The organism is Planococcus circulans (genome assembly GCF_020023385.1).
Taxonomy (GTDB): Bacteria; Bacillota; Bacilli; order Bacillales_A; family Planococcaceae; genus Planococcus.
On record NZ_JAIQCL010000012.1, the window covers coordinates 21,142 to 42,270 of the forward strand.

A 21,129-nucleotide genomic window follows, 5' to 3' on the forward strand; every position below is an offset into this window, starting at 1 on the left:
CGTGATATCCATGAACGAACAACCCATTATTGAAGAAGGCCAAATGTTTCCATTGACCATTAAGCGGCTCGGCATCAACGGCGAAGGCATTGGCTATTTCAAACGCAATGTGGTATTTGTACCGGGAGCTTTGCCAGGTGAAGAAATCACCGCGCAAGTAACTGTAGTCAAGCGGAATTTTGCCCAGGCCCGCATCGTTAAAATGCGCACAGCTTCTCCACACCGCCAGACGCCGCCCTGCCCGATCTATGAAGCATGCGGCGGCTGCCAATTGCAGCACATGAGCTATGACCAGCAATTGGTCGAAAAGCGTGATCTTGTCGTACAGGCATTGGAACGGTATTTGAAAGGCACCAAAGTCCATGTGGAGAATACCATTGGCATGGAAGACCCTTGGCATTACCGGAACAAGAGCCAGTTTCAGACACGCCTGAAAGGCACAAAAGTCATTGCAGGATTATTTGCGGAAGGTTCCCATCAATTATTGGATATCGAGCAATGCATCGTCCAGCATCCCGACACGACAGTCATCACCAATGCCGTCAAACGGATTCTGGAAGAATTGAAAATGCCGATTTATGATGGCAAGACGATGAAAGGCATTATCCGTACCATCGTTGTCCGCACCGGTGTAAAAACAGGTGAAATTCAATTGGTGCTGGTCACGACACGTTCTAAGATTCCACAAAAGGAATTATTGCTGGAACGTTTGAAAAAAATTGATACTAACCTGGTATCAATCGTCCAGAACATCAACAAAGAAAAAACCTCCCTTATTTTTGGGGATGAAACGGTTACTCTATTCGGCAAAGACACCATCCATGAAGAGCTCGGTGAATTGGCATTCGATTTATCGGCTCGCGCCTTTTTCCAGCTCAACCCGACTCAAACTGTCAAACTATACAATGAAATCAAACGCGCAGCTGAATTGACCGGCCAGGAAAAAGTCGTTGATGCCTATTGCGGCGTCGGCACAATCGGATTGTGGCTGGCGGACGGTGCGAAAGAAATACGTGGCATGGACGTCATCCACGAAAGTGTCGTCAATGCCAAAGCCAACGCTAAAAAACAAGGCATCACTGCAAAATACGTTACGGGTACAGCCGAAAAATGGCTGGAGCTGTGGAGCAACGAGGACTTTGTACCTGATGTACTAACGGTCGATCCACCGCGTACCGGTTTAGACGACTCATTGTTGAAAACCATTTTGAAAGTAAAGCCGAAACGATTCATCTACACATCCTGCAACCCTTCCACCTTGGCAAAGGATTTGCAGCAACTAACGAAAATCTACCGCATCGAATACATTCAACCGGTCGATATGTTTCCGCAAACCGCGCAAGTCGAGTCAGTAACGAAATTGGTATTGAAATAAGAAAAGCGAAAGTGCCCGTGTAGCTCTGCCGGGCATAAGACAGACCGGCGAAGCGGCATATTTTCAGCCGCACAGAATGAAAAGTAGAAGTGCCTGTTCAGCTCTGACAGGTGTAAGATGAGCTGGCGAAGTGGCATCTCGTCAGCCGCACAGCCAGATCGGCTTACATCCCGAAGAGCTAGGCACTGAACTAGACAGCTGGGCTGGCTTATGACCCGAAGAGCTGGCTGCTGGAGTCTGGACAATAAAGAAAAGCGAAAGCAATCCAACAACTTATGCTGAACAATAAAAAACTGGACCAGAGAAATTCTCTGGTCCAGTTTTTTAGATTAAATTATATAGTACGCACCTTTTTTGCATTGCCATTCAAAGCAATGAGCGCTGCAATCAGCATCAAAATCCCTGCGATTAACAACAGGAAGCTGAGGCCACCGGAGTATTCGATAAACAGTCCACCCATGGAAGGCCCTGCAAGGCTTCCGATACTGAAGGCGATACCGCATAGGAGATTGCCGGTTGGCAAAAGATCTTTCGGCATCAAATCGGCCATATAGGAAATGCCCAGCGAAAATGTAGAACCGACAAACATACCGGCCAGCGCAAAAAATCCGACGGTCAGCCAAGCATTGGATTCATAAAAGCTGGCAGCCGCAAACACAGCCGCTCCCCCGATCAATGCCAGCAGCAGAACTTTCCTTCTGCCAATCCGGTCGCTCAGATTCCCCAAAGGCAGTTGTGTCGCAATGGCTCCTACTGAAAATGCTGCCAACATAATCGACACCATGCCCACTTCTATCGACTGTCGCAAAGCATAGACCGGATAGATGGCATTGAGAGAGGCTTCCAAAAAACCGTAGCCGAGGGGCGGCAAAAATGCCACCCACGCAATAATTAGAGCCGCTTTGAAACGTCCGGCTGTTCCTTTCGTTGTGATGGAACTTCCGGATACTTCAGGAAAATCATTCTTCAGCGAGAAAACCAATGACCAGGCCAATAGACAAAGGAGTCCCGATACGATGAATGGCAAAGCTTCAAATATTTCCACCATAGGAACAAAAAGGGGTCCCGCGCCGAAGCCCACACTGAAAGACATGCCGTAAATGGCAATATTGCGCCCCAACCTGTGCTGAGGAGAGGTACTGGTGATCCAGGTTTGCGTCGAAAAATGCAAAGCCTGGTCGCCGACACCGATCAGAATGCGCAGCACAAACCAGAACAGGACCGATTTCCAAAGAGGAAACAGCAGCAAAGACAGAATGACCAGTCCCCCACCCACCAAAATCAAGGGCTTATAGCCGAATTTCCGCAGTTGTGGTTCCATAAATGGTGCAATCAAAAGAGTTCCCACATACAAACCTGTGGCACTCAGGCCATTTAAAGCAGAGGAGACACCATCCTGTTCAAAAATAACTGCAATCAATGGCAGCAGCATGCCTTGTGAAAATCCAGAAATCGAGACGATGGCCACGAGAATCCAAAATCGGCCACGCTCACTTTTTAAAAAACCTTTCATGATGCCTCCCCGAACAAGCACGTTCTTTTGTATTTATTAGGAATTCAGATACAATTCTAACATAGGAGGCGTTTACAGATGAATTATTCAATGAATAAAAATGGCTTCACGGGGCATATGCCTTTTGGAGAGCTTCAAATCTCGAGCAACGAGGAATACGGCTTCCGGCCATATCAATTATTGGTTTCTTCACTTGCAGTCTGCAGTGGAGGCGTCATGAGAAAAGTGCTTGATAAGATGCGGATGCCTGCTGAAGACATTCAGATCGAGGTTAAAGAGCTTGTGCGCAATGAAGAAGAGGCGGACCGGGTTGATAAAGTCCACCTGCACTTTATAGTCACCGGGGATATCAACGAAGAAAAAATGCCTCGAGTTATGGAATTGACCCGTAAAAACTGTTCGATGGTGCAGTCGGTCAAGGATTCCATTGAAATCATCGAAAGCTTCGAAATACGATAAGCATCACAAAAGGCTCATTCCGTATCTGATTTCAGATTGCGGATGAGCCTTTTATGGTTTATATACAGTTAAATTATTTATCATAATCTCATTCTCGTCTCAGATGCCGACGAAATGTGCGAACCCCCTCCTTCGATATTCCTGATGTTGTGGTCTGGTTTCGCTGATTCCCTTCGGCCTCCCCTCTCGTTTAATTAAACTTAATTTAACACAAACTTATCATTAAGTAAATATTCAAAATACATAAAAGAGCAAAATAATTAGTTCTACCTATACATTATTGAAATCTGCGTCAGTTTCCGTTACGATTAACATGCGAAATGAGGTGTATCAATTGGGGAAATCCATTACAAACAAAGAACAGCAAGTTTCTTACATGAAACAGCGCTTGAGCATGTTTTTGGAAGTATTAGATGCTATTGAACCGGAAAACACGGAACTTGAAGATATTGATCGCTTGATTGCGATGGTCGATGATTTAGATGACAAGATGAAACAATTCCAAGGCCGTCCAACTGAAGAACAGTAAACAGTAATCCGTTGCCCCATGTGGCAGCGGATTTTCCTTTTGTCTTCTACTGATAATTGTGCACTCTTTTGCCGGCATAGAATGTGATACTATAAAGAATAATCGGATTTTAAATATTCTATTCTCTTACATTGACTTCATGAAAAGCTTTTATTCACCGCGTCCAGTAAATTTGCTTTCAGGAGAAAGAGGGTACCATCATGGCATTTTTTAAAACTCATATCGAATTGATCGCATCGATTCTTTCAGGAATTTTAATCATCATCGCCTTTACATTTGAACTCCAGAATTACATCACGTACTCAGTCATCACCTATTTGCTGGCCTTCGGGATTGGCGGTTATGCCAAAGCCAAGTACGGTATACTGAAAACCTTGGAGGACGGGCAGCTGAATGTTGAAATTTTAATGATTTTGGCAGCTGTTGGTTCTTCCATCATCGGCTATTGGACAGAAGGAGCCATTCTGATTTTCATCTTTTCCTTAAGCGGAGCGCTGGAAACCTATACCATGAACAAAAGCCGAAAAGAAATCACATCCCTGATGGAAATTCAGCCAGAAGCCGCTTGGTTGATGAAGGAAGGGCAAACGGTCCGTGTCCCTTTGAAAGAACTGGCTCTTGGAGACTTTATTGTTGTCAAACCAGGTGAACGGATACCAGTTGATGGCATTTTGCAGACTGGCCAAACAGCTGTCGATGAATCAGCGATCAGCGGCGAAGCATACCCTGTCTCTAAGTATGAAGAGGACGAGCTGTTCGCTGGAACCGTCAACTTGTCTGGTGCCATCACGATGGAAATGACCAAGCCGAGTTCTGAAACCATGTTTCAGAAAATCATCGACCTGGTTCAATCTGCACAAAGCGAAAAGTCCCCTTCCCAGCAGTTTATCGAACGCTTTGAAGGCCGTTATGTAAAAGTTGTGCTTTTACTATTTGTACTCATGCTGTTCTTGCCGCATTATATTTTCGGCTGGGATTGGAACACGACCTTTTATCGAGCCATGGTCTTGCTGGTTGTGGCTTCACCTTGCGCGCTTGTCGCTTCCATTATGCCCGCCACTCTCGCAGCGATTTCCAATGGTGCTAAAAGCGGCATCATTTTCAAAGGCGGGATGCACCTCGAAAATTTGAGTGTGGTCAGGGCCATCGCTTTTGACAAAACCGGCACCTTGACTCGCGGTCAACCCGAAGTCACAGACTTTGTCATTCGACAAGGAGCGGACCCCCAGATTGTCATGGCCAATATTGCAGGAATCGAATCCCAATCCAATCACCCGCTGGCGAAAGCCATCAGTGATTACGTAATGTCAAAAGGAATCGATCCGCTATCGAATCTGGCAATCGAAGATGTCCCAGGAAATGGCTTGAAAGCAACTATCGGCAATGAAGACTATCTCGTCGGCAAGCCGAAGTTTGTCGGTGAAGAGCTGGCAGAAGCTTTTGAAGATGGCTTATTGGAAAAACTGGCCAATCAGGGGAAAACGGTCACTTTTGTCCGAGACAAAGAAGGTATCCTTGCCGCTATGGCTTTGAAAGACACAGTGAGGGACATCACCAAATCAACGATTGAAGAATTGAAAAAAGCAGGCATCTACTGCATCATGCTGACGGGAGATAACCGGAAAACAGCAGCAGTCATCGCCAAAGAAACCGGAGTCGACGATTACATTGCAGAATGCTTACCGTCCGATAAAGTAGAAGAATTGAAAGTACTGCTGAAAAAGTACAAGTATGTAGCGATGACAGGTGATGGCATAAATGATGCCCCTGCTTTGGCAACGGCAACGACTGGAATTGCGATGGGCGCCGGAACTGATATTGCTTTGGAAACTGCTGATGTCATTTTGATGAAAAATGATTTATCGCGGATTGCCTACTCCATCCGTCTTTCCCGAAAAATGCAGCGCATTGTCAAACAGAATATCTTCTTTTCAGTTTCTGTCATCATCCTGCTGATCATCTCAAACTTTTTTCAGACCATCACTTTGCCGATCGGCGTTATTGGACATGAAGGCAGCACCATTCTGGTCATCTTAAATGGCTTGCGGATGCTCAACCGCAATGTATGAGTGTGGGCCAGGCAGCCGGGAGGAACAAGAAAGTGAAAGATCGTTTAGTAGTTGATTTCAAAACAAAAAAAGGCAGCCTGAGATGCATCTCAAGCTGTCCTTTTCTTAAGTAAATGCCGCCGTTCTTTCATCACTGCGTTGATTTGCCCGCCCACGATCAATAACATGGCTGAGATATAAAGCCACAGCATCAAAATGATAACTCCACCGATACTGCCGTAGGTAGCTGAAAAATTTCCAAAATTGCTGACATAAAGTGAAAACAAGTAAGAAGTCAGCAGCCAGCCGCTTGCTGCAAAGGCGGCGCCTCCCAAAACACTCAGTATACTCATCTTCACATTAGGAGCCAGCCAATAGATGATGGCACAGGCTACAAAAGTGATGATCCCCGGAATGGTAAAACGGATGGAGTTCCATAATGCCAGAAACCCTTCTTCCAATCCAAGAAATGAGAAAATAAGCAAGCCCAGCTGCTCTCCAAAGATGGGCAACGCCAATGCCACGATTAGTATAAAAATCAGCAGCACCGTCATGATAATCGACATTCCCCTCGCTAAAAGAATTGGGCGATCTTCCGCAACTTTATAGGAGAGGTTCAGCGATTTAATCAAAGCATTCATTCCGAGGCTTGCCGACCAGATGGTTGCCAAAATACCAAAAGACAGCAAACCTGTATTTTGATTAGTTAAGATTTCCACAAGTGTGCTTTCAATCAGTGTATATACTTCTGCCGGAACTACTTCTTCCAAGAAACTATAAATTTCATCTTCAGAGATAGCCAAATACGGCAACAAAGTTACCAGGAAAATCAGCAAAGGAAAAATTGATAAGAGGAAAAAAAACGCCAGCTGCGCTCCAAGTCCTGGCACATCGACGTCTTTAATCCTCTGAAGCAATTCTTTTAGAAACCCAGACCCAGTGGTCACATCGAAAGTTACCGAGTGAACCGGAGCCTGATTTGCATCCTCTTGCTGTCCTGCAGTTTTCATGTCGCTAATCGGATTATGACCGATTCCCAAAATTTGAATTGTTTCCGGACTGGTTGCCTGATGTTGATTTAGTATCGGATTGGGGCGACTTGTTATCAGATCCTGATGATTTATTGCTAGATCCTGAAGAAGAATTTGTATCATCCGTCAAAGAAGAAGTCGGAGATGGATTGTCTTCTTTAACTGCCGAAATTACATCGTCTTTTGTTTCTACAACTGCATTTTTCGTATCCATAAACGCTTCTTTTGTTTCAAGCGCCATTTCTTTCACTTGCGGAGACATTTCTTTCAATTCATTTACCTTGCTTCCCACGTAAGAAGCATCTTCCGAAATGCGTGAATACAGATTTTGCGCTCTTTCAGCCTGTTGCTGGAAAGCCTGCACCAATTCATCTCTATTGGAAGCATAGTATTTTGCACTGCTGCTAGCTTTTTTCGATTTGTTCACAACATCGTTTCTCGTATTTTTATCAAGTAGTGAGACAATAATCCCCACTGCTGCTCCTACTAATAAACCTGTCATCAATTTGTTTTGGCTCATCCTAAATTCCTCCCAATATAAATATGTTTTTTCACATCTGTTAGGAATTTTCCCTAATCTTTGAAAACTTAAACACTTATACTGAAACTATTTTTTAAAAATAACTTGACTATATTGAAAAACTTTCGGAATATTATGTTTACAGGAGGTTTTCAGATAGAAATAGAATTTTAAAAGGGGGAGAAATAATGGCACAGTTTGAAGAACTATTGGGCACGATCAGCGGGTTTGTATGGGGACCGCCTTTATTGATTTTATTAGTAGGAACAGGAATTTTCTTAACGGTCCGTCTCGGCGTGCTGCAGCTCCGCTTATTGCCTTACGCTTTAAAATTGGTTTTCACTAAGAACACGGATACGACCTCTAAAGGAGATATCAGCCATTTCCAGGCATTGTCGACCGCCATGGCTGCAACGGTGGGTACCGGTAATATCGTCGGTGTCGCAACAGCTGTCATTTTGGGTGGACCGGGTGCTGTTTTCTGGATGTGGTTTTCTGCCTTTTTCGGTATGGCCACCAAATACGGCGAAGCTGTCCTGGCAGTCAAATACCGTGTAGTCGATGCTAAAGGCCAAATGGCTGGCGGACCCATGTATTATCTTGAGCACGGATTAAAACAAAAATGGCTGGCCGTCTTATTTGCTATCTTCGGCGCTATTGCCGCTTTCGGAATCGGAAACGGTACACAATCGAACTCAGTAGCTTCTGTTGTTCGCGATACATTTAGTGTTCCCACATGGATTACAGGAATCATTCTAACTATCTTTACAGCCTTGGTTCTGCTTGGCGGAATCAAGAGCATAGGGCGCGTGACTTCATTCTTCGTTCCTTTTATGGCATTATTCTACATAATTGCAGGAATAATTATCATGATTTTCAATATGGAACTCATACCCGCTGCTTTTGGTACAATTTTCAGCGCTGCCTTCACGGGTGAAGCGGCAGCCGGTGGTGCAATCGGCGCCGCTATCCGCTATGGTGTAGCTCGAGGCGTCTTCTCCAACGAAGCAGGGCTTGGTTCTGCTCCGATTGCTGCAGCTGCAGCCATCACAGACCTTCCTGGGCGCCAGGCACTGGTTTCCATGACACAGGTGTTTTTCGATACGATCATCATCTGTTCAATTACAGGTGTCACAATTGTTATGTCCGGCCTTTACACCGACAAATCACTCGAAGGTGCTGCATTGACGACTGCTGCCTTTGAACAGTTTCTGGGTGGTGCTGGTCCGATCATCGTCGCGATCGGTTTGATTTTCTTTGCTTCTTCTACGATTATCGGCTGGTCTTATTACGGCGAGAAATGTTTCCAATACCTATTCAAGAATCCGGCATTGCTGGTCGTTTACCGCATCGCTTTCGTGTTGATGGTTTTCGTCGGCGCAACTGTGTCACTTGACGTCGTCTGGACTTTCTCCGATGTCATGAACGGTTTGATGGCATTCCCGAACTTAATCGGACTTCTTGGCTTGTCCGGAGTCATTGTCTACGAAACAAAACGCATCATCGCCAAAATCAAAGAAGAAAAAGAAGCGGAACGAGCTGGCAATTGACATTACATTTGAATAATGAAATGATTAAGCATATCCACCTGAAAGGCAGGAACTTATCATGGACTTATCAAACCCATCTCCAGAAAACGTCAGCTTTATGATCGAAGAAATAAAATCGAAATTGCGCATGGTCAATGTAGATGCAATGAAAGCCGAACATTTCAACGCTTCGCAATACGAAGATTTGCGTGAACTGTACGAAATGGTCGCAACTCGCGACAAGTTCAGTACAAGTGAAATGCAGGCCATTGCTACAGAGCTTGGTTCTTTGCGAAAATAAGAGATTTTAAAATCCCCTGAAGGATCTTCTCCTTCAGGGGATTTTTGTTTTGATGAAAATTCATGCGTTGCTTTGAAAGGTTAATGTCTGTCGGAGCAAAACGGTCGCTTCAGCTTTTCTTTGTCCAGCTTCGGCGACCTGCTCCTCGGATCATAAGCTGCCCTTCCTGTGCGGCAAAAAAACGCCGCTTCGGAAGTTCATCTTATGTCTGTCGGAGCAAAACGGTCGCCTCAACTTTTCTCATTGTCCAGCTTCGGAAGCCAGGTTCTCGGGTCATAAGCCAACCCGGCTATGCGGCTGAAAACATGCCGCTTCGCCGGTCTGTCTTATGCCTGTCGAACCTTAACGGCTTCCTCAGCTTTTCTTTTCATACTGCACAATATACCAGCCGCCTTCTTTTATGACGGTTTGGATGCTGAGCAATTCGAGTCCTGCCTGTTCCCCCCATTGGGCCAATTCTTCGCGTGTCGGCAATCGGTAGAGGTTATCGAACGATGAGAAGAAGCTGTTGAAGACATTGGCGAATGGCGGACTGTCGCTGCCACCGGCAATTGGGGTCACTACTGACAGAAATCCTTCTTTTTTGATCCAGCTGGCCAGTTCGGTGAATAGCTCCTGGCGTTTTTCGAGGTCGATATAGTGGATGACATTGTTCATCATGACCATTCCTTGTTTTTCGGAAGGCTTATATTGCCACAGGTCGGCATTTTCAATTGTAATATTTTCATTTTCTTTAGTGAGGGTTTTTGCAACTTCCGTGACAGAGGGGCTTATTTCAATTCCTGTGAAATGCGTCCTTGGAAAGCGTTCAGCTAATTGTTTGATGTAGCCGCCTTCTCCACAGCCGATATCCAATACGGTTTCAATATCAGTTCCTTTTAGGCGTCTGGACATTTTCGGCAGAGCGAGGACTTCGAGCAATCGGCTCGTTTCAGCTACTGTAGGCGCATGTTTTTCTTCATCAAAGTGAAGGCGTTCCTGCTTGCGCATCATCTCTGGATAATTCAACAATGTCGGAATATGCAATTCCATCATTTCCTTCAACAGGACACCCGAGGAATTATTGCCTTTGGGTTTTGGCAGTTTCCAGGCGTTCCAGGTTTTATAACGGTTTCTTCCCGCTTCTTTCAGATGGCCGATCGATACCCCAACACTCACCCATTGATTCAGCAGGTCTTCATCCAATTGCAGGGCATCCGCCACATCAAATTTTGTGACCGGGCGTTCGAAAGCTTTGAACAAATCCAGTTCATAGCCGACATAGGCATGCCAGCTGTAGAGAAAAGGTTCATTGCGTTTCATGTACATTCTGGCTTTAAACATCTTCATGACATCAATCATTGGAGTCCCTCCGCTTTCCATGGATAATCTTCTTCCGGTGTATAATACTTCAATTCTTTGGTGCCTTTTGTTAAATCTTTCATGCGAACAGGCATGATGCCTCCTTGAATAAATCGGTCGCGGAAGTTTTCTTTCCACATCCCAAGCCCGGAAACGTTCAGCATCTGTTTAAAGTGGAGAATCGGGTCTTCCTCCATGCGCTCGAATGTCCGCTGGCGGATATAACTTACCGGTTTGAACGGAAATGAATAAGCGAGTGCTGCCAGATGGCTGAGCTGGATCACATGGTCTGCCCGTTTGTAGCGGACAGCTTCATACCATTTCAAGTTATCGTTGTCCTTTTTTTCCTGCTCGAACATATCTGCTGTCAGCTCACCCAGGATATCGGCATCCTGGATTGCCATATTCATCCCTTCCCCCGCCATCGGATGAACAGCGTGGCTGGCATCTCCAATGATGGCTTTATTGCCTTTTACATAGGAATCGGCATGGTACATGACTGGAATCATCAATTGAATCTTTTTCCAATCCGTCAACTTCTGCACATAGCCGTCCACTGCAGGAGCCAAATCCGTATATAATTTATGGAAATGGCTGATTGGTTTTTCTTTTAATTGCTTATAGTCTCCTGGAGGAATCAAATAAACACTTCGGACCTGATCGTCCGGCAGCGGGAACAGGCCGAGGAAACGATTGTACGTGGAGATGATTTTGCCGTCCGTGAAATCCTCAGCACGCGGAAACGTGACTGTCAGAAAATGATGGTTATAGGTGGTTTGCTTTACCTGGATTTCCATCGCTTTTCGCGTAACAGAGGAACGTCCTTCTGCGCCGAAGAAAAAAGCTGCTTCCACTTCAAGTTTCTCTGTTCCTTTCTGAAGCAAAGCCGTTTTTTCTCCATAGCCTTTGCAGGCAGTCCCTTTCAAGTAATGGAAATTTTCATATTCGCAAGCTGCTTTTAGAATGACGGACTTCAGTTCTTCGTGGTGCATCATATAAGCCGCATTGTATTTGCCCGGCAGTACGCTGTAATCCATGAACGATTGGTCTTTCACTTGCAGCGAGCTCGAAAGTTCAAGCATATCCAAAACTTTAATTTCATTTGAGCGATCACATACTTTTTTATATAGGCCAAGACCATCAAATATCTGCATACTTTTTGGCTGCAGGAGTTCACCCTTATAGGTAGGTGCTTTGACAGCCATCCGTTCGGCGAGGACCACATCGATTCCACGCTGTACCAATTTCAACGCCAGCGTCAATCCACCGATTCCACCCCCGCCGATGAATACATCAGTTTTCATCTGCTTCATCCCCTTGTTTCTCCTTACCCTACCTTTAGGAGACTGAAAACCCATTAAACCTCCCCAACAAAAAAAAGAAGCCCACGAATGGACTTCTTTCACAATTTATCCTTAAAGTTTGTTATAAGCTGCAGCGAGCTCGGCTCCTATTTTCGCGTTGTGCTTAACGAGTTCGATATTGGCGACCAAGCTTTTTCCTTCTGTCAACTCTTTAACTTTTCCTAATAGGAAAGGAGTAACTTCTTTGCCGGAAATGTCGTTTTCCTTTGCTTCAGCCATCGCCTGTGCAATGATGCCGTTGATGAATGATTCTTCCAGTGCATGCTCTTCAGGAATTGGATTGGCGATGACTGCCCCGCCTTTGATCCCTAAATCCCATTTCGCTTTCAGAACTTGAGCCAGTTCATCTGCCCCGTCGCTGCGGAACGTCAGGTCAAAACCGCTTGAGCGGGTATAGAATGCAGGCATTACATCTGTTTGGTAGCCAATGACCGGAACACCTTTGGTCTCTAGATACTCCAATGTCAGGCCGATATCCAGAATCGACTTTGCCCCAGCGCAAACGACAGCGACTCCAGTGTTCGACAGTTCTTCCAAATCTGCCGAAATGTCCATCGTCGTCTCAGCGCCTCTGTGCACCCCGCCGATGCCGCCTGTAGCGAAAACGCGGATGCCTGCAAGTTCCGCACAGATCATCGTTGCTGCGACGGTTGTCGCGCCGATTTTTTTGGTTGCGATCAATTGGCCGATATCTCTTCTTGATACTTTGGAAACCCCTGGAGTATTGCCGAGCATTTCCAATTCTTCCTCGGACAAGCCGATTTTGATCTTGCCATCCATAATTGCGATGGTTGCAGGAACTGCTCCATTATCGCGAATAATCTGCTCTACCACACGGGCTGTCTCAACATTCTGTGGATATGGCATGCCATGGGAGATAATTGTGGATTCGAGTGCCACAATCGGTTTTTTGTCCTCTAGTGCTTGTTGTACTTCAGTTGAATAGGAAATCATTGATGTCATTGTAATTCCTCCAGTTCTTTTTGTAATAGTATGGCTGTCAGTTCATGGCGGACAGTGGCATTGCTTTCCAGGGTCTTTGCTGCATTGACCATGCCTGAATGGATGACGGATTCAAATTCCTTGCCATCCATGACGCTGTGGACGATGGCACTGGAAAATGCATCTCCTGCTCCTGTCACATCGGCAACATGATCGACTTGCATGGCATGGTAATGGCGGATGCCCTCAGAATTGCCGGCTATCGCTCCATCTTTTCCTCCTGTGATGACCACAGCTTCCGCTCCTTGATCCAAAAGCTGCTGCGCTGCCTTATGCCAGTCATCCATTGATTCGATAGGTATTTGTAGAAACTTGCTTGCTTCGTCGCGGTTCAAGATCAGCCAGCTGATGCCTGCCAAATCTTTGCCCAGCCGATCCATTTTTGGAGCGGATACCGGGATGACAGCGAGCGGAATTTTATTGGCCAGTGCCAACTGCCGAACATATTCCACTGTTTCAAGTGGACAGTTCAAATCGATGACAAGAAAAGCAGCTGACAATAACGTGCTGTCATTTTTAGAGATATGGTCCGGTGTCAGGGAATCGTAGATTTTCATATCAGCCATCGCCAGCAGCATCTCACCATCCGGTTCCAAAATCGCTGTATAGGTTCCTGTCGAAAGCCCGTCCATGGCTTTTGTCAATTCAGTCGACATGAAAGGGCTCGAAGCCGCTTCAATCAAATTCCACTCAGGATCATTGCCGACAATCGACAGCAGCTTGACGGAATGGCCGAGGCGTCCCAAGTTTTCTGCAACGTTCCTTGCAACTCCACCGACACTTCCGGAAACGGAAGCTGGATTTGAGGTCCCCATCTGCGCCGGCCGATCCATGAGAAACTTTCTGTCGACATTGGCACCTCCGATGCTAATAACCGTTTTTTCTTCCGGCAATACGTAAGCCCGCCCCAAAATTTTTCCTTGCCGCATGAGATTCGAGATGAAATTGGCCAATGAAGGCCTGGACATATTCAAGCGTTCCGCCATTTCCTGCTGGGACAAATACGGATTGCGGCGGATCAATTCCAACACTTCCACTTCTTTCTGGTTCATTTCAACACCTCCGTCCAAACATTTGTTTAAATCATAAACTTTTATAATAAAAAATGCAAGTGAAAATATTATTTCGAATATCGTTATAAATGATTGCAGGGTGTGATTGAAAATTGCTACTATAAGAAGTGATGAGAGGAGAGATTTATTTGACATCTTTTAATGAGAAATTAGCCCGCTATGCGGAATTGGCTGTAAAAGTGGGAGTAAATATTCAACCCGGCCAGCAACTTTATATCGCTGCTGCCATTGAGGCGGCACCTTTGGTTCGTTTAATTACGCAAAAGGCTTATGAATCAGGGGCCAAACAAGTCTATGTCGACTGGAATGACGACGCTGTTTCGCGCCTGCGTTTTGAATTAGCTCCGGAAGATTCGTTTTCTGATTATCCTGCATGGAAAGTACAGGAACGTGAACAATTGGCTGAACAAGGCGCCGCTTTCATCAGTGTTGTGTCCCAAAGCCCGGATCTATTGTCGGGAATCGACTCGAAACGCATCGCTGCTTCACAAAAAGCGACGGGACAGGCATTGAGCAAATATCGCCAATACGTCCAATCAGATAAAATCAGCTGGACTGTCATTGCCGCGCCTTCTGAGAAATGGGCAGCTAAAGTCTTTCCGGATGTACCGGCAGACCAACAGATCGATACCTTATGGGATGCTATTTTTAAAGCAGTCCGCGCAGATCTTGATCAGCCGATTGAAGCATGGACGGAGCATGACCGTTTGCTTCACACGAAAGTCGATTACCTGAACGGCAAAAAGTATGCGAAACTGCATTACACGTCACCAAAGACTGACTTGGAAGTCGCTCTTCCTGATGGCCACTTATGGTGTGGAGCCGGATCCATCAATGAAAAAGGCGATCCTTTCATGGCCAATATGCCGACAGAAGAAGTTTTCACTGTCCCACATAAAACGGGTGTCAACGGCTATGTTTCCAGTACAAAACCACTGAGCTATGGCGGAAACATCATCGACGATTTTAAAGTGACATTCGAGAACGGGAAAATCGTTGAAGTGACAGCTGCTCAAGGTGAAGAAGTCCTAAAGCAACTTGTTGCAACAGATGAAGGTTCACATTTCCTGGGCGAAGTGGCATTGGTGCCTCATCAGTCGCCGATTTCCGATTCAAACATTTTATTCTACAATACGCTGTTCGATGAAAATGCTTCAAACCATTTCGCTATCGGAAGCGCTTACGCCTTTTGTATCGAAGGCGGAAAAACCATGTCTCAGGATGAGCTATTGAAAAACGGCTTGAACCAAAGCATCACGCATGTCGACTTCATGGTAGGGTCTTCCGAAATGGACATCGACGGCGTCTTGGAAGACGGCACCCGTGAACCGATTTTCCGCGGCGGCAACTGGGCATTCTAAGTATCGATAATTCGACACTTATTTTTTCCGGCAGAATCATGTATACTAAATATTGATAATTACAGTTTAGAGAGGAGTTATCATTATGTTTTATGGTGTTACTGTCGTACTCGGCTTCATGGCCGTAATTTTCATGTTTTTCTTCACGCTTCTTCATTTCCTTGGAAAAGAGCTTCACACGCACGATGCAGAGCATGTAGATCCAATGCCTGAAAAAAAATACTGAGCGATAAAAAACGGCTTCTTCACTGAAGCCGTTTTTTTCAGCTCCATAAGCCATACCATAATTAATTTTTTTATCCATTTCCCTTGTACTTTAGGTCCCTTCGGCTCTTTCGCTTGACCTTCTATAATGTTAGAATCCAAACTAGTCAGCGTCTTTATTCATAGGAGGAATTCACGTATGTTTTCTGCAATAGATATTGGTATCGATTTAGGAACTGCAAATATATTGGTTTACACGAAATCAAAAGGCATCATTATAAACGAGCCCTCGGTGGTTGCCCTGGATGCGAAAACACGGGCTGTTCTGGCCATCGGCGACGAGGCAAAAGCGATGCTCGGCAAAGCTCCCGATTCCATCCTCGTCATCCGCCCCTTGAAAGATGGCGTCATTGCAGATTTCGATGTTACACGGGACCTGTTGAAAATCATTATGCAAAGAGCCGCAAAACAGCTCGGAAGTGCTTTTCGCAAGCCCAATGTCATGGTTTGTACGCCTTCTGGAGCGACTACGGTTGAACGCCGCGCTATTCACGATGCCGTGAAGCAAAGCGGAGCCAAAACCGTCCACTTGATTGAAGAAACAGTGGCTGCCGCAATTGGAGCCGAACTGCCGATCAGTGAACCGGTCGCAAGCGTTATCGTGGATATCGGCGGCGGCACAACGGAAGTCGGCATCATCTCTTTTGGTGGAGTCGTTTCATCCAACACTGTCAAAGTTGCAGGTGACCGCATGGATGAAGACATTATTCATTACGTCCGGAAACAGTATAATGTCCTGATCGGTGAACGCACCGCTGAAAATATTAAAAAGGAAATTGGCTATGCACCCGTTCCCCACGAAGCCGAAAACATGGAAATCCGGGGCCGCGACATCATGACGGGCTTGCCGAAAACCATCAACTTGAGCTCGCTTGAAACGCAGGAAGCACTGAAAGAATCCTTATCCGCTATTTTGGAATGCATCCGCGCGACTTTGGAAAATTGCCCGGCAGAACTATCCGGCGATATGGTCGACCAGGGTGTCGTCATTTCAGGAGGAGGCGCCTTACTGAAAGGCATGCAGGAATGGCTGTCGAAAGAAATCTCAGTTCCCGTCCACATCGCACCTCAGCCGCTCGAGTCTGTCGCTATCGGAACAGGATTGTCCCTCGGCATGATCAAACAGCTGGAGAAAATGTCGAGGTGATAAGAAAAGCGGAAGCGCCCGTGTAGATTCGACGGGCATAAGACAGACCAGCAGTGAGGCGCTTTTTGCCACGCGGCTGGGTTGGCTTATGACCCGAGAATCTGCGCGCTGGAGCTGGACAACACCGAAAAGAGGAAGCGCCCGTGTAGATTCGACGGGCATAAGACAGACCAGCAGTGTGGCGCTTTTTGCCACGCGGCTGGGTTGGCTTATGACCCTAGAATCTGCGCGCTGGAGCTGGACAATAAGAAAAGCGCAAGCAACCGTTAAGCCCCGACAAGCGCTGGAAGCCTGACCGGTAATGGCGTTCGTTGCCATTGCCGGTTAGGCTGAAGCGACTCGAGGGGCTGGCTGCTGGAGCTGGACAATAAGAAAAGCGCAAGCACCCGTTAAGCCCCGACATGCGCTGTAAGCCTGACCGGTAATGGCGTTCGTTGCCTTGGCCGGTTAGGCTGAAGCGACTCGAGGGGCTGGCTGCTGGAGCTGGACAACACCGAAAAGTGGAAGCGCCCAACCACACAAGAACTGAAATTCCACCAAAGCATCTGGGTCACCATGCCCACCCCTTGTTCTATAAAAGACAAGCGCTTATTATCTAGGAAACGATGTGGGATGACTTTTTTCCTTATTTTCTTTATATGGCCTATTTCAATTCGTATTTTTCAGAAATTTGGATTAAACTTAAAAGGTACTAGTCGATAAGGAGGAAACAACATGGCTTTATTGGATGAAATTTTGGAGTATAACGAAGAGTTTGTGAAAGAAAAGCGGTACGAGGAATTTATGACCACCAAATTCCCTGACAAAAAAGTCGTTATTTTGACATGCATGGATACGCGTCTTTTTGAGATGCTGCCAAAAGCGATGAATTTTAAAAATGGTGATATAAAAATAGTCAAAAGTGCAGGAGCTGTCATCAACCACCCGTTTGGCGGCATTATGCGGAGTTTACTTGTCGCTGTATATGAGTTGAATGCAGACGAAATCTACATTATCGGACACCATGATTGTGGGATGTCCTCCATTAAACCTCATGAAATGCTTGAGAAGATGAAAAAACGCGGTGTAGAAGAGAAGACCATTGAGATGATGGAGTATTCCGGAGTTGATCTCGAAGGCTGGCTACGCGGTTTCGATAATGTTTCGGAAAGCGTTGCACACAGTGTCAATATGGTGCGACACCACCCATTGCTAGACCCTACAGTTCCAGTCCACGGACTGGTGATCGACCCAACTACAGGTAAGCTTGATGTTGTCGTCAATGGAAACGAAAACCGCTGAGAAACTCTCAGCGGTTTTGTTTTTGATAATAGATATAATCGAGCGGTATTCCCTCTTTGCCGAACTGGCGGAGGAAAGATGTGATTTGTCCTCGATGGTAGCTTGCGTGATTGATGACGGTGAACAGCATCTCTTCACGGGACGTTGAAAAATCATCGCCCCGCATGTTCTGATAATGGAGAACCTCCTGCCATTGCTGCTCTGATAAAGAAGCAAAATACAATTCCATTTCAGCATGCAGCAACATAAAAGCTTCAATCGCTAGTTCAGTTATCGCTACATCAAAATGTTCAAACACTGGCTTCTTTACACCATTCATCCGAAGAAGCCACAGCTTTTCCACTCCAATGACATGCGCAATCGTCGCTTCGATGGAAGCAAATGAATTTGCGCCTTCTTTTTGGTAGATTTCTTCGCCAATCGTTTGAACATGCTCCAAGCAGGCCAGTGTCGCCCATTTATGATAAGAGAACAACTTGTCTTTATTCATATTCTACGCACCTTCCTCCGCTTTTATTCATGTTTCAAACCAGCGCTGCATTTCTTTCCACCATTTTTTATAGGTGGCCTTGCCCTTTCAAAATTCGTCTTCAACCATGGCATAGTAATAATGATCTTTCCATTCGCCATTGATGTAAAGAAACTCTTTCAGCAAACCTTCCTGACGAAAGCCGGTCTTCTCCAATACCCGGATGGATCCAACATTCTCCGGAGAGACGTAAGCCTCGATCCGATGGAGCCGAAGCTGTTCAAATCCGAATGTAATCATCAACCTTACCGCTTCTGTGGCAATACCTTTGCCGACATAGGCCTCATCGATCGAGTAACCGACTAAAGCGCTTAAAAACGGCATGCGTTTGACGCTATAGATGGAAATGTGGCCAATCAGCTTATTGGTATCATGCTCGAAGATTCCAACACTGTATTCGCGATTTTCTCTTGCCTGGTAAATCGATTCCCGAATTTTTTCACGCTGAACGGCTGCTGAAAAATAACTGTCCCGGTGACGCGGTTCGTACACAGACCAATAATCCCGGTTTCGCAGTAGCAACTGCACCATTTCTTCTGCATCTTCAATCGTCAAACTGCGCAGGTAACAGGTCTGTCCCTCGAAAAGCAAGTTCATATCAGGCCTCAGCAGATGTCAGCGAAATGAATTCCTTGGCATCTTGGACACATAAAGCGATTCCTTTTTCCCAGAACGCCTGTTGTGTAATGTCTTCACCCAAATGCTTCATTGCCAAGTCTTCTGCTGACATCACTGCTGTATCGCGAAGCAAAGCCATGTATTTCTCTTCAAAGCCGGTTCCTTCTTCCAACGCTTTTGCATAAACGCTCAAGGAGAACAGATAGCCAAACGTATACGGAAAATTATAGAACGGCACATACGTAATATAGAAATGCAGTTTGGATGCCCAGAAATGCGGATGCGTTGAAGCCAGCCCGCCTGCAAATCCTTCTGTTTGCGCCTGTTCCATTAATTCATTTAATCGGCTTGCCGGAACGACCCCTTTTTTGCGTTCTTCATAGAAACGGGTTTCAAAAAGGAAACGGGAATGGATATTCATAAAGAACGCGACGCTGCGCTGGACTTTATCTTCCAATAAAGCAATTTTCTCGTCTTTGGACTGCGCATTTTTCACCGCTGCATCCGCCACAATCATTTCGGCGAATGTAGATGCTGTTTCCGCTACATTCATCGCATAGGAACGGTTCAATGAATGGACTGGACGAAGGGCATAGGTATGAAAGGCGTGCCCGAGTTCGTGTGCCAGCGTCGCCACATTGGACATCGATCCGCTGTAAGTCATGAAAATACGCGACTCCTCACTTAACGGCAAGCCGGTGCAAAATCCTCCTGGGCGTTTATTCGGACGGTCTTCTGCTTCAATCCAGCCTTTTTCGAATGCCTGCTGGGCGAATTGCTCTAATTCCGGACCGAATTTACCGAATTGCTGGAGGATGAATTCAGCTCCTTCCTGATAGGAAAACTGCTGCGTGCTCTCTGTCACCGGTGCATCGACGTCATACCAATCCAATCCGTCTTTCCCGAGCAGCTTGCCTTTTTGGTTTAAATAGTCGACGAAAGGCTGCTTATTTTTGCTGATTGCCCCCCACATGGCGTCCAATGTTTCCTGCTTCATCCGGTTGATATGCAGCGGTTCCTGCAGCGGGCTATCCCAACCGCGTTTTTTATAGGTTTCCAGACGGAATCCAGCTATAGAGTTCAAGGTTTTCGCAAAGAACTCTTCTTTATCTGCCCATGCCTCTTCCAACTTTTCATAGGATTCCTTCCGTACTGCAGCATCTTTATGGGAGCTTAAGTTATTCGCTTGTCCAACCGACAGCACTTTCGACTCGCCGTCTACAGTGACCGTCACGCTGATTTCTCCCACCAGCATATCGTACAATTGGCTCCAGCTATGATAACCATCGATGCTTAACGCAGTGATCAGGTTTTCCTCTTTTTCAGAAAGCAGCATCTTTGCTTCTTCACGCCATTCATTCAAGACAAATGTAAATTCGCGCAAAGCCTCTTCGTTCAGCAGCTCTGCCCAAACTCCCTCTTCAGTCTTCGATAGATCCTGCTGGATTTTCTGAAAAGAGTTTTGGAAACGTGCAGAGAGTGAAGAAGCTTCGCTTTCCAAAACACCAGCTTTTTTATCCTGAGTGTTCTGGGCCATCAGACAGCCGATGAATGCACCAGACTGGCTTAAATGCCGCATCACATGACTCATCTGTTCAAGCACCTCAGCCATTTTTGGAGCATCCTCTTTTGCAGCCGGCACTTCGAACTTCTGGACAAACTCTTCAAATCCAGAAAGCTTCGTTCCCGCTTCGTTCATATGCAGCCGCAATTCCTTTGATTCGCTGCCCCCTGGAAATAGCGTATCCAAATCCCATACTTCCGGATAGTTAACTGTCATGATATGGCCCCCTGGTAAACTTAATTTTCTAAAAACACTTATAAGTATATCATTTTTCCTTCCT

At 45.9% G+C, this 21,129-nt stretch carries 20 protein-coding genes; 10 read left to right on the forward strand and 10 right to left on the reverse strand.

Translation table 11 applies throughout. The annotated features are described in order from the left end of the window. The first annotated feature begins 10 nt into the window (after positions 1–10). Complete coding sequence (gene rlmD / locus K8U60_RS16635) at positions 11–1,375, forward strand: 23S rRNA (uracil(1939)-C(5))-methyltransferase RlmD (protein WP_223642785.1); 1,365 nt, start codon at positions 11–13, stop codon at positions 1,373–1,375. Positions 1,376–1,709: 334 nt separating this feature from the next. Here the strand turns inward: rlmD and K8U60_RS16640 are convergent, their stop codons facing one another. Next, on the reverse strand, positions 1,710–2,888 hold the full coding sequence (locus K8U60_RS16640) for an MFS transporter (RefSeq protein ID WP_223642787.1): 1,179 nt from the start codon (positions 2,886–2,888) through the stop codon (positions 1,710–1,712). Between the two features lie 78 nt (positions 2,889–2,966). Here K8U60_RS16640 and K8U60_RS16645 point away from each other — a divergent pair, with 78 nt between their 5' ends. The 3 genes from K8U60_RS16645 (at position 2,967) to K8U60_RS16655 (ending at position 5,945) form a co-directional block, all read left to right on the forward strand. Next, on the forward strand, positions 2,967–3,347 hold the full coding sequence (locus K8U60_RS16645) for an OsmC family protein (RefSeq protein WP_223642789.1): 381 nt from the start codon (positions 2,967–2,969) through the stop codon (positions 3,345–3,347). 334 nt (positions 3,348–3,681) lie between these two features. Beyond that, the gene (locus tag K8U60_RS16650; RefSeq protein WP_223642791.1) at positions 3,682–3,876 is read left to right on the forward strand and encodes an SE1561 family protein; all 195 of its coding nucleotides are present in this window, start codon (positions 3,682–3,684) and stop codon (positions 3,874–3,876) included. Positions 3,877–4,076: 200 nt separating this feature from the next. Further along, positions 4,077–5,945: a heavy metal translocating P-type ATPase gene (locus K8U60_RS16655; RefSeq protein ID WP_223642793.1), complete on the forward strand. Its 1,869-nt coding sequence runs from the start codon at positions 4,077–4,079 to the stop codon at positions 5,943–5,945. A gap of 89 nt (positions 5,946–6,034) precedes the next feature. On the opposite strand, the gene K8U60_RS16660 is transcribed toward K8U60_RS16655, so the two are convergent. Together K8U60_RS16660 and K8U60_RS16665 are read right to left on the reverse strand one after the other, a co-directional pair. Continuing rightward, entirely contained in the window at positions 6,035–6,934 is a 900-nt protein-coding gene (locus K8U60_RS16660) for a YihY/virulence factor BrkB family protein (protein ID WP_223642943.1), read from the reverse strand. Between the two features lie 13 nt (positions 6,935–6,947). Beyond that, positions 6,948–7,475, reverse strand: coding sequence for a YtxH domain-containing protein (locus K8U60_RS16665; protein ID WP_223642795.1), 528 nt, complete (start codon positions 7,473–7,475; stop codon positions 6,948–6,950). A gap of 188 nt (positions 7,476–7,663) precedes the next feature. On the opposite strand from K8U60_RS16665, the gene K8U60_RS16670 reads away from it, so the two are divergent. Together K8U60_RS16670 and K8U60_RS16675 are read left to right on the forward strand one after the other, a co-directional pair. Beyond that, entirely contained in the window at positions 7,664–9,025 is a 1,362-nt protein-coding gene (locus tag K8U60_RS16670) for an alanine/glycine:cation symporter family protein (protein WP_223642797.1), read from the forward strand. 58 nt (positions 9,026–9,083) lie between these two features. Beyond that, on the forward strand, positions 9,084–9,305 hold the full coding sequence (locus tag K8U60_RS16675) for a DUF1128 domain-containing protein (RefSeq protein WP_223642805.1): 222 nt from the start codon (positions 9,084–9,086) through the stop codon (positions 9,303–9,305). Positions 9,306–9,659: 354 nt separating this feature from the next. Here K8U60_RS16675 and K8U60_RS16680 read toward each other — a convergent pair whose 3' ends face one another. From K8U60_RS16680 to K8U60_RS16695, 4 genes are all read right to left on the reverse strand, one after another. Continuing rightward, positions 9,660–10,646, reverse strand: coding sequence for a class I SAM-dependent methyltransferase (locus K8U60_RS16680; RefSeq protein ID WP_223642807.1), 987 nt, complete (start codon positions 10,644–10,646; stop codon positions 9,660–9,662). Next, entirely contained in the window at positions 10,643–11,950 is a 1,308-nt protein-coding gene (locus K8U60_RS16685) for an FAD-dependent oxidoreductase (RefSeq protein WP_223642945.1), read from the reverse strand. The genes K8U60_RS16680 and K8U60_RS16685 overlap by 4 nt, the downstream gene beginning before the upstream one ends. Before the next feature lie 111 nt (positions 11,951–12,061). Then, positions 12,062–12,973 (reverse strand): pseudouridine-5'-phosphate glycosidase, encoded by a 912-nt coding sequence (locus tag K8U60_RS16690; RefSeq protein WP_223642809.1) that lies wholly within the window; start codon positions 12,971–12,973, stop codon positions 12,062–12,064. Beyond that, positions 12,970–14,064 (reverse strand): carbohydrate kinase, encoded by a 1,095-nt coding sequence (locus tag K8U60_RS16695; RefSeq protein WP_223642811.1) that lies wholly within the window; start codon positions 14,062–14,064, stop codon positions 12,970–12,972. Before K8U60_RS16695 ends, K8U60_RS16690 begins: the two co-directional genes overlap by 4 nt. Positions 14,065–14,213: 149 nt before the next feature. Here K8U60_RS16695 and K8U60_RS16700 point away from each other — a divergent pair, with 149 nt between their 5' ends. The 4 genes from K8U60_RS16700 (at position 14,214) to K8U60_RS16715 (ending at position 18,138) form a co-directional block, all read left to right on the forward strand. Further along, complete coding sequence (locus K8U60_RS16700; protein ID WP_223642813.1) at positions 14,214–15,446, forward strand: aminopeptidase; 1,233 nt, start codon at positions 14,214–14,216, stop codon at positions 15,444–15,446. A gap of 85 nt (positions 15,447–15,531) precedes the next feature. Then, the gene (locus tag K8U60_RS16705; protein WP_223642815.1) at positions 15,532–15,672 is read left to right on the forward strand and encodes a hypothetical protein; all 141 of its coding nucleotides are present in this window, start codon (positions 15,532–15,534) and stop codon (positions 15,670–15,672) included. A gap of 177 nt (positions 15,673–15,849) precedes the next feature. After that, the gene (mreBH, locus tag K8U60_RS16710) at positions 15,850–16,857 is read left to right on the forward strand and encodes a rod-share determining protein MreBH (RefSeq protein ID WP_223642817.1); all 1,008 of its coding nucleotides are present in this window, start codon (positions 15,850–15,852) and stop codon (positions 16,855–16,857) included. A gap of 714 nt (positions 16,858–17,571) precedes the next feature. Beyond that, on the forward strand, positions 17,572–18,138 hold the full coding sequence (locus K8U60_RS16715; RefSeq protein ID WP_223642819.1) for a beta-class carbonic anhydrase: 567 nt from the start codon (positions 17,572–17,574) through the stop codon (positions 18,136–18,138). 7 nt (positions 18,139–18,145) lie between these two features. Here the strand turns inward: K8U60_RS16715 and K8U60_RS16720 are convergent, their stop codons facing one another. The 3 genes from K8U60_RS16720 to K8U60_RS16730 form a co-directional block, all read right to left on the reverse strand. Next, positions 18,146–18,628 (reverse strand): DinB family protein, encoded by a 483-nt coding sequence (locus K8U60_RS16720; protein ID WP_223642821.1) that lies wholly within the window; start codon positions 18,626–18,628, stop codon positions 18,146–18,148. Positions 18,629–18,715: 87 nt separating this feature from the next. Continuing rightward, positions 18,716–19,264: a GNAT family N-acetyltransferase gene (locus tag K8U60_RS16725; protein WP_223642823.1), complete on the reverse strand. Its 549-nt coding sequence runs from the start codon at positions 19,262–19,264 to the stop codon at positions 18,716–18,718. A gap of 1 nt (position 19,265) precedes the next feature. Next, positions 19,266–21,065, reverse strand: a complete 1,800-nt coding sequence (locus K8U60_RS16730) for a M3 family oligoendopeptidase (RefSeq protein ID WP_223642825.1) — start codon at positions 21,063–21,065, stop codon at positions 19,266–19,268. Positions 21,066–21,129: the final 64 nt, after the last annotated feature.